Genomic DNA, 14,686 nt, shown 5'->3' with positions numbered 1-14,686 from the left:
TGATTATCAGTCTCTTACAGATAAATTCAAGGGGAAATACAGGGAAAATACTTAAAAAAAGGGGGAAATCCCCCTTTTTTTGGCTCCGTTCTCTAGATCGATTTCAAATAGTATTCGGTCAGGGGCGTAACAGAGGATACCAAAAAATCAATCGTCTTTAGTTCGAATTTCATTTAACTCTTCATTTTTCTGGTGTGCATATTCATAGCCGCGTTCCCACCATTTGCTCATCATCTCTTTATCAAAAATCAAGGAATTGGTTGTTAGAACCGTTGGCGTATAATAAAGATTGATAATAACATCTTTATTGGCCGCTACAAATTTTCCTATGCGGATGTTCTGTTTCTCTATTCTATCTGCCATATAATTGTGCATATTTGTAAGCAATGAAAACACATTTTTTGAAGGCAGGCGGTTATAATAGGTAACTTCTGTTTCTAAAATTATCACATCAATTGTAGTTGCACCCCTGTTTATAGCTTCTTCAATAGGCACCATGCTCCCAAAACCGCCATCGGCATATTCGCAGCCATCTTTTTTCACAAGGCTCATAAAAGGTGTGTAATTTGAAGAAATCCAAATCCAATCCAGAAAATCTTGATACTCAAAATCATTAACCGACTTGTATTCCACTTGGTTCAGTGAAAGGTTTGAAACCGTTACAACCACTTCTTTTTCTGAAGCCTTCAAGTTGTTGAATTCTACTTCGGTGAGTGTATTTTCTATTAGTTTTCGCAAATTGAGGCTCTCACCAAAGGTTTTTTTTCCTCTTAATAAATTCCGAAGTACCGTATAATGGTCAATTGCAATCTGCTTGCCACCAAATTTATCTTCCTTTATAACAAACGGACAACTATTAAAAATACTTTTTTGGTTAACGGATGTATAGATTTCTTTAATTTTTTCAACCTTGTCCAAAGCCAAATGTGAAATGAGCAAGCTGCCGGTGGAAGTACCTACAAAAAGATCATAATTTTGGTGGAGTTCCTCTATTAAATACTGAGCCACTCCTCCCGCAAATGCGCCTTTGCTCCCACCGCCTGAAATTACCAAAGCTCTCATTCCTTTATGATTGAATTTAAATAATTAGCCGCTTTTTCTGAAACCTGTCTTCCTAAAACCTTAATTTGTTCGTAGTATTTTTTATCCTGAAGTAGGTTGCTCAGCATTTCTTTTGAAGGTTTTGAAAAGCGCCACGTGGGATGCACACAGGCTTCCACTAAATTTTTGAGCGTTTCCAAATCCCAAAGCTGAAGTTCGTTTACGTATTCAAATGCTTTTTTACGGATCTCAAAACTATAATCTGTAGAGGTATAATTTTTCAATTCCTTTAAATAATTTTCCTTTTCAGAGTTTTCATAATCTTCTGTAATCAAAGCCAATGTCAACCTGAGTTGCCGAATGTTTTTATTCTGAAAACCCTCAATTCCTTTTGTTTTGTTGAGATATTCGGTTCTTTTTTCTGGAAATTGCATCCACAGTTGATATAGCGCGGTTTCCATTGTTACATAAGAATTATCGTTTAAAAGGCTTTCGTATTCTGTTTGAAGTTCCTTCGGAATGCCTTGAAGCGAAAGCGCCACAGCCTGCCGAACGTAGAGATTATTGCTTTCGAAAGCGGTTTTGTAAAGTGGAAGCGTTTCAGAGAGCGGCTCGCCCGCCAATTGATAAACCGCTTCCTGCCCAATAAAATCATTGGGAAATGTAAGCGCCGTTTTCAACTGAAGTTTTTTGTCCTTTAAGGGCGTTGCCCGAAGCGCAGAGATTTCAAAATATTTTTTTATAAACTCAGATTTCAATAAAGATTGATACGCTTCTTCCCCTTTAAAAGCGCTTTGTTGCAACCATTTCCTCTCAAAATCTGAAATATCAATTGCAGAAACACCTTTCACTTCATTTAAAAAATCATCGGTAGAAACGTTTTTGAATTTATATTTTTCCAAATAATTTTTGATTGCCATTTTAAAAGCCTCATCCCCTATTCGTTCTCGCAAAATATGAAGCGCCCAAGCTCCTTTTTGATAAAAGGTAAGCGAACTTGCCTTTGGGTTTAATAACGACTCCCCTTTGCCTTCATCGCTCGCAGTCTTTAGTTGCTCCGCGGTTTGGTACAATTGCCAGTAATAATAATCGTCTCCGAAAATATCCTCTTCGGCCAACAAAGCGTAATAGGTCGCAAAACCTTCCTGCAACCAATGATCCTCACTTGCTTTTTCGGTAACCATATCGCCAAACCATTGATGGGCGAGCTCGTGGGCGTTTACGTTTACATAGTTTCTGTCGTTAAAGCCAGTGGAATCAACCATAAAAGCTTCGGAAAAGAAAGTGGCGGTTGTGTTTTCCATTCCGGCATATAGAAAATCGCGAACGGGAACTTGCTTGTAATTTTGCCACGGATACGCAACGCCGATTTCGTTTTCCAAAAAATCAAAAATCTGTTTGCTGTAGCGATACGTGGGTTCTACTTTTAGTGAATCTGAGGGTTTATAATATAATTCAATTGGAATTCCGGAATTTGAAGTTAGGTCTTTTTTATTGAAATCACCGATTGCAAAAGCTACCAAATAGCTGGACATAGGCTTTTCCATATCAAAACGCCAAGCGATTACTTCGTTAACGTTCTGCAAATCAATCAGTTTTCCATTAGCAACCACAGATTTATCCTTTGAAATAAGAAACATTAAATCAAACTCAATTTTATCGTTAACGTCATCAATACTTGGTAGCCAATGCGATGTATATTTTCCTTGTCCTTGTGTCCATATTTCGTCACCAAAAAAATAAAGCGTTTGTTTTGGTATCATACTATACCAAAAATCAGCTTTATAGATCTTTCCCTTTTCAAAATTTCCAACAAACCATACCTTTTTCCCCTCAGAAGTAATTTTGAAATTCTTAGTTTGTACGTCGTTAACTTTAATATTAACGGCATCCATAAAAATAGAATCGGTTTCTTTTAAAACTTCGAAAGTGGCCAAAAAACGTCCCTCAATTTTCTTTTCAACAGTATCTGGGCCAATTGATGCCTCAATCTTCAAAAAATCCACAACATCAGTTTGCTGTGAAAAAAGTTGAATGGAAAATAAAAAAAGTGAAAACGTTAAAAAAAATTTGACCATTATTTTTTATCTAAATTATTTTTGGCGCGTTGTAGTTCTTGAATATCCAATAAATCCTTTGGGCGTCCAGCTTTAATCTTGCTAATAATTAAATCTTCAAAAGACAAAACACGCCATTCCAAACCATCCTTTTTAACTTGTACAGCCTCTTCAAAAGCTTTAGCAAAAGGCTTATTCACAGAGAAATTTGTGATAATCTCTAAATTAAGAATACTTGGGGTGAATTTAATTGAAATATTTTGCTGTTGCTCTTTTACTTTTTTAGGAAAATCATCAATTTCAAAGCCCATTTCCTGAAAAACAAGAATTAGTTTTTTAAAATTTTCTGCAACTGGTTCCAACCAAAAATCAACATCGGCTGAATGTCTTTGGTATCCGTGAAAATTTACGGCGCCACCGCCAACCATAATTAATTTTACTCCATGTTTCTTGCAACCCTTAATAAAATCACGAATATTGTTATCCCAAGGTTCAATCATCTATTTTTAAAATGAATTATGAAATTATCCTTTTTATCTGAAGTTTCTTGAGAAGGAAAATCCCGCATTTCATAGCACAATCTAAAAAAGGCAAAAACCCGTTCAGCACCGGATAGTGCCAAGAATTCTGCTTCCTGCAGCTTTTTACTTTCTTCTTTTGTTCTAAAATTCATTTCCATCTGTTAAAGATAATAATTCTTAATTGTGATTCCTTCACTTCCTTCGGAATTAGTAAATTCGTTTTATGAATGCCAATTTTCTGCAAACTCCTATCGACTATCTTAAAGGCGTCGGCCCAAACAGGGCGGATTTGCTGAAAAAGGAGCTTGGCATCCACACTTTTCAGGATCTTTTGAACCTTTTTCCAAATCGATATCTGGACCGTACTCAGTATTATAAAATCGCGCAATTGCAGCAAACCAATGCCGAAGTTCAGATTATCGGGAAAATCACACATATAAAAACGGTTGAACAAAAACGTGGAAAAAGACTTGTCGCAACTTTTATTGACGAAACAGGGTCGATGGAACTCGTTTGGTTTCGAGGCCAAAAATGGATTCGGGAAAATTTAAAGTTGAATGTTCCCTATGTAATATTCGGAAAAACGAATTATTTCAACAACAGCTTCTCAATGCCGCACCCCGAAATGGAATTGCTGGATGCGCATGAAAAAAGCATCCGTTCTGCCATGCAACCTGTGTATCCTTCCACCGAAAAATTGGGGAACAGTGGCATCACAAATAGGGTGATAAATGGGTTGATGCAACAGCTGTTTTTGGAGAGCAAAAATGCCTTCGCCGAAACACTCTCAAAACCACTTTTGGAACAGCTAAAATTGGCCTCAAAAAAGGAGGCACTTTTCAACATACATTTTCCAAAAAGTCAGGCCCATTTAGCACGTGCACAATACCGATTAAAATTTGAGGAATTGTTCTATATCCAACTGCAATTAATTCGGAAAAACCTCATCCATAAATCGAAAATTAAGGGCTATCCTTTTGATAAAATTGGGCATAATTTCAACACCTTCTTTTCGGAACATTTACCCTTTGAATTGACCGAAGCACAGAAGCGTGTGATCAAAGAAATCCGCAACGATTTGGGCAGCAACGCACAGATGAACCGACTTTTGCAGGGCGATGTAGGTTCCGGCAAGACCATCGTAGCGCTAATGTCAATGTTAATAGCCATTGACAATGGTTTTCAAGCCTGTTTAATGGCGCCGACTGAAATTTTGTCAGTACAGCATTATAATGGATTGGTTGAATTATGTAATAAACTGAACACCAGTATTGAATTGCTAACTGGCTCAACTAAAACTTCAAAGAGACGAGAAATTCACGAAAAACTGGAAAATGGCGAATTAGACATCCTAATTGGCACCCACGCCCTGCTCGAAGATAAGGTGAAATTTAAAAATTTAGGGCTTGCAATTGTGGACGAGCAACACCGTTTTGGAGTGGAACAACGCAGCAAATTATGGCACAAAAATGAGCACCCTCCACACGTACTCGTGATGACCGCCACCCCCATCCCCCGCACCCTCGCCATGAGCGTTTATGGCGACCTGGATATAAGTGTAATTGACGAACTTCCACCAGGCAGAAAAGACATCAAAACCGTGCACCGTTTTGATGCAAATAGACTCAAAGTTTTTCGCTTTATTAGAGACGAAATTTCGAAGGGAAGACAGGTTTATATTGTGTACCCTTTGATACAGGAAAGTGAGACCATGGATTACAAAGATTTGATGGACGGATACGAGAGTATTGTACGCGAGTTTCCTCCCGACGGTTCGGGGCCTCATTATCAGGTTTCCATAGTTCACGGACAAATGAAATCTGTCGATAAGGAATATGAAATGAACCGTTTTATAAAAGGTGAAACACAAATTATGGTCGCCACTACGGTTATTGAAGTGGGTGTAAATGTTCCAAACGCCAGTGTGATGATTATTGAAAGTGCGGAGCGCTTCGGACTTTCTCAATTGCACCAGTTGCGAGGCCGTGTGGGTCGTGGCGCAGAGCAGAGTTATTGTATTTTAATGACCAGCCACAAACTTTCTGCAGATGCCAAAACCCGTTTGGAAACAATGGTACGCACCAGCGACGGATTTGAAATTGCCGAAGTAGATCTAAAACTACGCGGCCCCGGCGATTTGATGGGCACCCAACAGAGCGGCGTGCTTAACCTTCGCATTGCAGACATTGTAAAGGATTCTGAAATACTGAAGATTGCCCGCAGCTATGCCATGCAAACATTAAAGGCAGATCCCAACCTTACTTCCGAAGAAAATATTCCTATTAAAAATACGTATGCACAGCTTGTGAAGTACCGCAATATCTGGAATTACATTTCTTAATTTTTGCGCGCAAAACCTTAGTGCGTAGCCATTAGTTGCTTTATAGAGACGATTTCATAAATAAATCTTATATATTTAATTTTTAAACCAAACTTACACACCATGAAAAACGCACTACTCTATTTTCTTTTTATTATTGGCTCCGTTGGCACTGTACAATCCCAAACCGTCGTTACCTTTTATACCACAATGGGCGATTTTGAAGTGGAGCTTTATGATGCCCAAATGCCTATTACCGTGGGTAATTTTTTAAGCCTGGTAGAAGACGAATTTTATGATGGCATTATTTTTCATCGTGTAATTTCAAATTTTGTAATTCAAGGCGGAGACCCTACTGGCACAGGTAGCGGTGGACCTGGATATACCATTCCAGATGAATTTAACCCAGACCTATCCAATTTGGAAAGAACAATTTCCATGGCAAATACCGGCCAGCCCAATTCTGGCGGAAGTCAATTTTTTATCAACCTTAAGGACAACATTTTTTTAGATTTTGACAATCCGCCACTTTCCTCTGCACACCCTATATTTGGTGAAGTAATTACAGGTTGGGACGTTGTTGAATTGATAGAAAATGTACCTGTTGATGGCAATGACAGACCCATAACGCCCGTAGTAATGAATATGGTGCGCGTTACGCAACCGCTTGCCACAACTGATTTTAATGCGAACGAAGCCGCATACACCATTTATCCAAACCCCGTGACCAAACAAAGCGTTGTTGAAATAAACAGCAAAACAACCGCTATGACGGAGTTTTCCATAAGAAATGTGAACGGTGCGGTGCTCGCCACCAAAAAGATTCAAGTAAGCCAAGGGGTCAACAAAATTGATTTAACAGACTTTCAAATTGACAAACTTGCCGTGGGCATGTACTTTATGGCCATAACGAATGATGCTTTTGTTACCCAAAAGCGTTTTCTTGTTTCTGAATAAACCCCTCTTTAAAGTATCAAGAAATAACAATACCCTAAATCCCCCCTTAAAAAAAGGGGGAAATCCCCCAGCAAAAACAGGGTTTTTCCTCTTGACTGGTATTTGAAAATTTTAAAAATTAGCGACACTATTAATCTTTAAAATTTTTAATTATGAGCAATTCTCAAAGAAACCTTATTAACGAGGTTATCACTCCAGAAGCCATGTCCACTATCATGGACGCCCTCAACACCGTGGAGGCCAACCTGCCGCCCATTGTTATTACAGATGAGGAGCGCAGCAGCTTTAACGCCATTAGCGTTGACAACAAAATTTTTGTGGACGAGGTGATCAATGAACTTCAGAACAATCCAAACTTAAACTTGGACGGTTTTTTTAACCCTGCGTTTATTGTGAATGACCGCGACCTGTTTGAACAGGCAGAGACCATTGAAAGCCGTATGGAAAACGTACTGAACCTGGTGCGCGACATTAAACGTATGGTAGGCCACGAGAGCTACGGCTCTGGCACGGGCACCTATGGAATGATTGCTGTTATGGCGCGCAACGGCATGCTGGGCGCCCAAGAGAGCTATGAACGGTTAAAGGCCCGTTTTGCCGGGCAAGGTGGCAATGGCAGACCCGAAGGAGAACCAACCCCCTAAAACGGAGAAAGACTCCAGAAAAAATACAGATTTAAATCTGTATTTTTTTGTAAACGACTGAAAGCAAAAAAGTGCGGTCTTTTCAATATAATATGCCATAAAAACAATATAAAATATTGAAATCCCAATATAATATGCTTTAGACCATTATTTAGTTATTGCAGAAAAAACGTTTTATGCTATAAAACATTTAATATCTATTACCAAAAATTTATTATATGCTATAAAACGCATATTTTATTGTATAAACCATATTTAATATGCTATAAACCCTTACAATATTATGGACTATAAAAAATATACACTAGAAGACCTGCCCCTGCCACCGTTAGGGAAGCTATTAAAAACATATTTTAAAAAAAACCGAACCCGCAAAAGCTCGCTTGCGCGCATTATGGGCAAAACGCCAGATAGCGTGATGCGCTACCAGCGGCAGGACAATCTGTATTGCAAAACCCTTTGGCAGCTTTCGCTAGGGCTAAACCACAACTTTTTTATGGACCTCGCCGCCCAGTTACCGCCCAATTTTACCACCAACGCCCCAGACCCTACCCTGCCCTTGCAGGAACGTATTGCCGCGCTGGAAGAAGAAAACAAATTGCTGAACGCGAAGCTGGAAACCCTAAAAGAGGTGATGCGCAAAGGGTAAAGGCTATAAAAATTCCAAAGGGCTTTTTACCTTCAATAGGTGTGTGTTTGTAAGGTGGGTATAGAGCATTGTAGTTTTAATAGTGCTATGCCCCAATAGTTCCTGAATTATTCTAAGATCTGTGCCAGATTCCAATAGATGTGTGGCAAATGCATGCCGAAGGCTGTGCAGCGTAACGTTTTTTTTAATAGAAGTACGTTTTACGGCTTGTTTAAAAACAGCCCTTAGGCTACCAGCAGTATAGGGGCCGCCATTTTGACCTTCAAAAAGGAACTTTTTTGGCTTATGGGTTTTATAATATTCCCTAAGCAAATTCTTTAATTTTTCTGGAAAAGGTAGCATTCGGTCTTTTCTACCCTTAGCTTGTTTTATAAACACCATATTGCGGCTACCGTCTAGATGTGCAATTTGCAGATCAATAAGCTCTCCACTGCGCAGCCCCAATGCATAAATAGTGGTTAGCATGGCTTTGTGTTTGGTGTTTTCGGTTTTGTCTAAAATCAATTTCACTTCCGCCAATGATAAAATGTCTGGTAATACTCTTTGCGGACTTCTGGGGCGCAAGGTGCTGAAATCTGCTTCGCGGTTGTGCATTTCCTTTAAATATAATTGCAAGGCGCTCAACAATTGCTTTTGGGTTGTATATGCGTAACTCCTGTCTAGTATAACCTCTCTTATTTTTTGAAGCAAATGTTTTGAATCTAGCCTATGTATTTCTTGAAATTCACCTATATAGTCGCTAAAAGACTGAAGAAGCCCCACATAAGTAATGATAGTATTGGGACTGTATCTTTTTATTTTAAGCAGCGTTTCAAATTCGGCAAACATGTGTATATACAGCTAAAGGGTTGTGTATGTGAAAATACGACAAAAACTATATATAACCATACTGATTAGGTTGTATATAAGCACTTTTTTGTTAAATTGCGTGTATATAATAGTTACCTGCAAGCTAAAAAATAATAAAACTTAAAAAAAATGACAGAACAAAACATTGAATTATTTAAACAAGTAATTGAACAACACATTCCAATTCATAAATTTTTAGGACTAAAATTATTAGTTCTTGAAAAAGGATTTGTAAAGGTTAGTGTTCCATTCAGAGACGAAGTAGTCGGAGATTTTAGAAGAAATAGATGGCACGGAGGAATTATTGCAACAATAATGGATTCTGTTGGAGGAATTGCGGGCGGAACTCACTTTAAATCTTTTGAGGATAAGTTATCTACAATTGATATAAGAGTTGATTATTTGAAAGGAGCGGAAGCATCATCAATAATTGTAGAAGGCAAAATTGTTAGATTTGGAAATAGAATACTTGTAACGAAAATGAAAGCCTTCCAAAATGATGAACTAATTGCAGAAGGTAAAGGTGTTTATAATTTTTTTCCAAAAGATAATCCGACAGAAAAGTAAAATTGTTTTCTAAAATAAAAAAGGAAATATATACTGAAATAAAAATAGCCAGCAGGTAACAGCGTGTATAAGAAATAGCGGTTTTAGTGCTAAATCAAAGGTCAGCACATATAATAAAAGTCAGTACCAAACTGAAAGTGAAATGCTTTTTAATCCGCTACTTCTCATACACGCAAAACGTTAGCCACAAGTTGAACATCGAACACGAATGAGAACAAACGTCAATACATTTTTAGCAAGAGCCAAAGAAGTCCACGGAGACAAATACGATTATTCAAAAGTTGACTATCAAACAACTGAAAAAAAAGTAATAATCATTTGTAAAGAACACGGAGAATTTCTGATGCGTCCTCGTGCTCATTATACTGACAAAAGAGGATGTCCGAATTGTGATAAAACTGGAAAAAGCGGATTTCATAAAAGTCCGTGGTACGAAAAAACCAAAAGAGTATATCTGATTGAATTTATTGGAAATGGAGAACGGTTCTTAAAATTTGGAGTAACGAGTAATAAAGTTGAGGAAAGGATAATTAAAGGACAAATTTTATACCAATACAAAATTCTATTCGACGAGAAATTTTCGGACGGAGAAAAGGCTATCGAAATTGAAAAAAAACTGAAATCTAAATACTTGAAAATTCCTTACGTTCCTGAAATGAGTTTTCGCGGAAGTTCCGAATGTCTGGAATTTGGAATAAAAGAACATTTAGTTAAGGATTTGAAAAGAATTATGAATAAAAAAACCAGTGGCTAACAATGTATAACCGCAATTACGGCGGATTCGACTACGTCCGAATCCACTCGGAATTGCTTAGGCTTGTGCTAAACCGAAAATAATCGCTAATTTAACCCGTAACTGACGGTTATACGAGACCGTTGTGGTTAATTAAAATGAAAATATCCTTAACAATCATATTGTCCTTGATTCTTTTTCCAGCATACTTATTCGGACAAACAAAAATGGACTCAGACAAAATTCACGGAAAATGGAATTACTCTTATCAGTATTTTGATTCTGAAGATTCAATAACTGTGGATTGGCCCATTGAAACTTTGGTGTTCGAAGAAAACGGGACATTCATAATTCGGACTGACTCCGAAGAACTCTCAGGTAAGTATGAATTCATGGATTCAAGTATTGTATTGAAAGAAGTCTCAAAAAATGGAATTAAGCAAGAAGGACAAGAAATTTTGTTCCTCTCAAATCTCGACTCGCTTACCTTGACTATACAAGCTCGAATGGAAACAGGGATTCTGTATGTTGAATATGAAAAAGAAAAAAACTAACCACAACAGCACCTATACGCAATGCCCTTCGGGTCACTGCGCATAGCCAGAACGTTGCCCACAATATGAAAAAACTGATTCCATTAATATTTTTACTTCTGATTTTTAACAGTTGTAACAAAAAAACAGAAACTGAAATTACTCTAATTTCAAACAGCACAACTTGGGTTGGGTATAAAGATTTCCATTTCGAAAAGGAACTGATTTTGTGTGGTGTTGACTCTGTCGCTCAAATAAAACTGACTAAAAAATTAAACGAAAATGACACCATTTATAGTGGAATAGATGATTCTGACAACCGATTTGTTTATTCCACTCGTCCCAATGAAGCTGGTTATTTTGAAATTAAAGGAAAAGTAATCCTTCAAGGAAAAGAAATGGATTTTTCACAAAATATAGCCATTCTTCATAAAGCCGAACCAGTAGGTTTTAATACAAAAAACTCGTCTGATTTGAAAGTTGGAGTGGAAAACGAAATTAAAATCATTATCGGAGTTCCAAAAATATATAGGACTTTAAAAACGAACAATGGACAAATTATTGAGACTGATAATAAAACCATTATTATTCCCGAGCGAACTGGAACTTGTGAAATCGAAATCGACGTAAAACTTCCCTCAGACGAACCAATTGAATTTAGTAATGTTATTTTTAACGTTACGGAATAAAATACTGTGGGCAATAACTAAGCATTCGTGTGGTCGGAACGACCCAACATGAATGCCGTGTTGACTGAACCGTTGTTTTTCGGTCGGCACTATGTGGAATGGTCTGGTGTAGAGGACTGCAAACTCTGGAACGGAAATAATGGCCCTTTCAATAAGGGTGTCACTTTTTTTTCATAATATTGAGTATTAGATTAAACCTTGATCCTAAAGGTAGTGAATCGTGATGTAACTGTCCCGTGAAGCTACCTTTAGGTTTAGTTCAACAAAGATTCAACTTAAAAAAACCTAATCTTTTTTCTACAATTTCAACATAAATTCTAATTGCTATATATTTTTTTGGTTATTTAAATTTTGTCATAAGCAGCCCCAACCCGCCCATTAATTTCCTTGCCCATTAAAATACTTTTCAATACTTTTAGGTTTATGACAGAAGCCGCACTAGAAGAAGAGAAAAAGGAGATTGCCAAGCACTACAAACAGTTGCTAAAGATCAGTTATCGAACACTCACCAAGGAAGATAAAAAACTGATTCGCAGTGCTTTTGATCTTGCTGTAGATGCCCACAAAGAGCAGCGCCGCAAAAGTGGCGAGGCTTATATTTTTCACCCCATCTCGGTTGCAAAAATTGTGGCCGCAGAGATTGGTTTGGACGCTACCAGCATTGCCGCAGCTCTTTTGCACGATGTGGTTGAAGACACAACCTATTCTTTAGAAGATATTGAACGTATGTTCGGCACTGTCGTGGCGCGTATTGTAGATGGGCTTACCAAGATTGCACACATCTCCATGTCTGAAGATGTTTCCATGCAAGCGGAAAACTTTCGGAAAATGTTGCTTACGCTCAATGAAGACATTCGCGTAATCATTATAAAAATTGCGGACAGGCTGCACAACATGCAAACCATGGACAGCATGCCGCCAGACAAACAGCGAAAAATAGCTTCTGAAACGCTTTACATTTACGCCCCCCTCGCCCACCGCATCGGGTTATACAACATAAAAACCCAGCTGGAGGATTTAGGATTAAAATTTACCGAGCCAGAAGTTTATGCCGATATTCTAGGCCGAATAAAGGAAAGCAAAGAGGAACAGGACGCTTATATTGATGCGTTTAACAAGGTGATAAAAGATTCATTGGACGCCGAGAATTTGGAATATGAAATTAAAGGTCGTCCAAAATCCATTTTTTCCATCAGAAGAAAAATGCTTGCGCAGAACGTGAGCTTTGACGAGGTTTATGACAAATTTGCTGTGCGTATTATTTACAAAAGTGCGCCAGAGAATGAAAAATTCTTCGCCTGGAAAATATATTCCATAGTTACTGATCATTTCCGTCCAAACCCAATACGGTTACGCGATTGGATTTCTTCCCCAAAATCAACTGGATATGAAGCTTTGCACATTACCGTTATGGGCCCGAAAGGCCGTTGGGTAGAAGTACAGATTAGAAGTGAACGAATGAACGAGATTGCCGAAAAAGGTTTCGCGGCGCACTATAAATACAAAAACAAGGAAAAAGACGACGCTGGACTTGAAAACTGGCTGGACAAACTGCAGGACACGCTTGAAAATTCAGAAATAAGCGCTGTGGATTTTGTGGAAGAATTCAAATTGAATCTTTATGCAAAGGAAATTTTTGTCTTTACCCCAAAAGGCGACTTGTATTCGCTTCCCAAAGGTGCTACGGCTTTGGATTTTGCCTTCCACATTCACACAGAAATCGGGATGCACACCCGCGGTACAAAAGTGAACGGAAAACTTGTTCCACTGAGCAACGAACTGAAAAGCGGCGATCAAGTGGAAATTATAACTTCCGAAAACGCCAAACCTACTGCCAACTGGTTAAATTATGCAACAACAGGGCGCGCACGCTCCAAAATTAAATCGTCACTAAAAGACGAGAAGAAACAATTAGCCGAAGAAGGAAAAGTAGTTTTAGCTCGAAAACTAAAATCTTTAAAACTCAATTTGGACGAGAGCATGCTCAACCAATTGGTAGTTTTCTTTAAAGTGAAAACCAGCCTTGATTTGTATTACCGCGTAGGCGCTGGCATTATCGATAATCAAAAACTGAAGGATTTTGCCGCTTCGCGAAGCAATGCCTTTATAAGTTTTTTCAAAAACAGAATCCGTAAGCCAGACAAGCCCGAAGATGTTCACAAAGAAGAAATAACCGAAAAGTTTGATCAATTGGTTTTCGGTAAAAACGAAGATAAGCTAGATTATAAAATGGCAAATTGCTGTAATCCCATTCCCGGTGATGATGTTTTCGGCTTTGTAACGGTTAATGAAGGCATAAAAGTGCATAAAACAAACTGTCCGAATGCCTTACAACTGCAAAGCAATTACAGTTACCGCATTATGCCCGCCAAGTGGATAGACAGTACGCAACGTGAATTTAAAGCGATTTTAGAAATATCGGGAATTGACACTATTGGTTTGGTTAACGAAGTGACAAAAGTAATTTCCAACAACCTTCACATAGATATGAAAAGCGTCCACTTTGATAGTAATGACGGCGTTTTCACTGGAAAAATTGTTGTTGTAGTCAAGAATAAAACCATTCTCAGCAACCTTGTTGAAAACATCAAAAAAATAAACGGAATTGATAAAGTTACTAGAGTGTAAAATTTAAGTAACTTTGCAACCTTAATTATGAGTTCAAAAACAGACATAAACAATCAGGAAATTGTAAAGAACGTTTTCACGGGTTTTCTTGAGAAAAAAGGACACCGTAAAACACCGGAACGATACGCCATTCTTCAGGAAATTTATGACCACGACGATCATTTTGACATTGAATCGTTGTACATAAATATGAAAAACAAAAACTATCGCGTAAGCCGTGCCACGCTTTACAACACTATTGAGTTGCTTTTGGAATGTGGCTTGGTGCGCAAGCATCAATTTGGGCAAAACCAAGCGCATTACGAAAAATCATATTTTGACCGCAACCACGATCACATAATCCTTGAAGATGGTGAAGTGATCGAGTTTTGCGACCCACGAATTCACACCATTAAAAAAACCATTGAAGAGGTTTTTAATATTGAAATAACCAACCATTCACTTTATTTCTACGGGAATAAAAAATCCGCAACCAAAACTAAAGCGGAAAATTCTTAA

Annotated in this window: 15 protein-coding genes; 10 read left to right on the top strand and 5 right to left on the bottom strand. The window is 38.0% G+C overall.

Annotated elements, in window-relative coordinates; translation table 11 throughout:
- Nucleotides 1-147: 147 nt before the first annotated feature.
- Genes Q2U82_RS10100 through Q2U82_RS10085 form a run of 4 tightly spaced genes read right to left on the bottom strand, consistent with a single transcriptional unit; the run spans nt 148 to nt 3,771 of the window.
- Nucleotides 148-1,062: a patatin family protein gene (locus tag Q2U82_RS10100; RefSeq protein ID WP_410004755.1), complete on the bottom strand. Its 915-nt coding sequence runs from the start codon at nt 1,060-1,062 to the stop codon at nt 148-150.
- Nucleotides 1,059-3,119 (bottom strand): M1 family metallopeptidase, encoded by a 2,061-nt coding sequence (locus Q2U82_RS10095; protein ID WP_410004754.1) that lies wholly within the window; start codon nt 3,117-3,119, stop codon nt 1,059-1,061. Before Q2U82_RS10095 ends, Q2U82_RS10100 begins: the two co-directional genes overlap by 4 nt.
- Complete coding sequence (locus Q2U82_RS10090; protein ID WP_410004753.1) at nt 3,119-3,598, bottom strand: nucleotidyl transferase AbiEii/AbiGii toxin family protein; 480 nt, start codon at nt 3,596-3,598, stop codon at nt 3,119-3,121. The genes Q2U82_RS10095 and Q2U82_RS10090 overlap by 1 nt, the downstream gene beginning before the upstream one ends.
- Entirely contained in the window at nt 3,595-3,771 is a 177-nt protein-coding gene (locus tag Q2U82_RS10085; protein WP_410004752.1) for a hypothetical protein, read from the bottom strand. The genes Q2U82_RS10090 and Q2U82_RS10085 overlap by 4 nt, the downstream gene beginning before the upstream one ends.
- 71 nt (nt 3,772-3,842) lie before the next feature.
- Here Q2U82_RS10085 and recG point away from each other — a divergent pair, with 71 nt between their 5' ends.
- The 4 genes from recG to Q2U82_RS10065 all read left to right on the top strand — a co-directional run bounded on the left by recG (nt 3,843) and on the right by Q2U82_RS10065 (nt 8,189).
- Complete coding sequence (gene recG / locus Q2U82_RS10080; protein WP_410004751.1) at nt 3,843-5,960, top strand: ATP-dependent DNA helicase RecG; 2,118 nt, start codon at nt 3,843-3,845, stop codon at nt 5,958-5,960.
- A gap of 102 nt (nt 5,961-6,062) precedes the next feature.
- Nucleotides 6,063-6,896 carry a peptidylprolyl isomerase gene (locus Q2U82_RS10075; RefSeq protein ID WP_410004750.1) on the top strand — a complete coding sequence of 278 codons (834 nt, stop codon included), beginning with the start codon at nt 6,063-6,065 and terminating at the stop codon, nt 6,894-6,896.
- Nucleotides 6,897-7,048: 152 nt separating this feature from the next.
- A complete protein-coding gene (locus tag Q2U82_RS10070; protein WP_410004749.1) occupies nt 7,049-7,540 on the top strand; it encodes a hypothetical protein in 492 nt (163 codons plus the stop codon).
- Nucleotides 7,541-7,823: 283 nt separating this feature from the next.
- On the top strand, nt 7,824-8,189 hold the full coding sequence (locus Q2U82_RS10065; RefSeq protein ID WP_410004748.1) for a hypothetical protein: 366 nt from the start codon (nt 7,824-7,826) through the stop codon (nt 8,187-8,189).
- 3 nt (nt 8,190-8,192) lie between these two features.
- Here Q2U82_RS10065 and Q2U82_RS10060 read toward each other — a convergent pair whose 3' ends face one another.
- Nucleotides 8,193-9,017 (bottom strand): tyrosine-type recombinase/integrase, encoded by an 825-nt coding sequence (locus Q2U82_RS10060; RefSeq protein WP_410004747.1) that lies wholly within the window; start codon nt 9,015-9,017, stop codon nt 8,193-8,195.
- A 150-nt stretch (nt 9,018-9,167) separates the two neighbouring features.
- On the opposite strand from Q2U82_RS10060, the gene Q2U82_RS10055 reads away from it, so the two are divergent.
- From Q2U82_RS10055 to Q2U82_RS10030, 6 genes are all read left to right on the top strand, one after another.
- Complete coding sequence (locus tag Q2U82_RS10055) at nt 9,168-9,605, top strand: hotdog fold thioesterase (protein ID WP_140999460.1); 438 nt, start codon at nt 9,168-9,170, stop codon at nt 9,603-9,605.
- 208 nt (nt 9,606-9,813) lie between these two features.
- The gene (locus Q2U82_RS10050; RefSeq protein WP_410004746.1) at nt 9,814-10,359 is read left to right on the top strand and encodes a hypothetical protein; all 546 of its coding nucleotides are present in this window, start codon (nt 9,814-9,816) and stop codon (nt 10,357-10,359) included.
- Nucleotides 10,360-10,565: 206 nt separating this feature from the next.
- Nucleotides 10,566-10,892, top strand: coding sequence for a hypothetical protein (locus Q2U82_RS10045; protein WP_410004745.1), 327 nt, complete (start codon nt 10,566-10,568; stop codon nt 10,890-10,892).
- 65 nt (nt 10,893-10,957) lie between these two features.
- Entirely contained in the window at nt 10,958-11,560 is a 603-nt protein-coding gene (locus tag Q2U82_RS10040; RefSeq protein ID WP_410004744.1) for a hypothetical protein, read from the top strand.
- Between the two features lie 423 nt (nt 11,561-11,983).
- Nucleotides 11,984-14,188 (top strand): RelA/SpoT family protein, encoded by a 2,205-nt coding sequence (locus Q2U82_RS10035; protein ID WP_410004743.1) that lies wholly within the window; start codon nt 11,984-11,986, stop codon nt 14,186-14,188.
- A 27-nt stretch (nt 14,189-14,215) separates the two neighbouring features.
- Nucleotides 14,216-14,686 carry a Fur family transcriptional regulator gene (locus Q2U82_RS10030; protein WP_410004742.1) on the top strand — a complete coding sequence of 157 codons (471 nt, stop codon included), beginning with the start codon at nt 14,216-14,218 and terminating at the stop codon, nt 14,684-14,686.

It is taken from the genome of Aequorivita nionensis, assembly GCF_046352995.1.
GTDB classification, from domain to species: domain Bacteria; phylum Bacteroidota; class Bacteroidia; order Flavobacteriales; family Flavobacteriaceae; genus Aequorivita; species Aequorivita nionensis.
The sequence above is the reverse complement of the archived record's forward strand: the minus strand, read 5'-3'. Positions and strand labels throughout refer to the sequence as shown.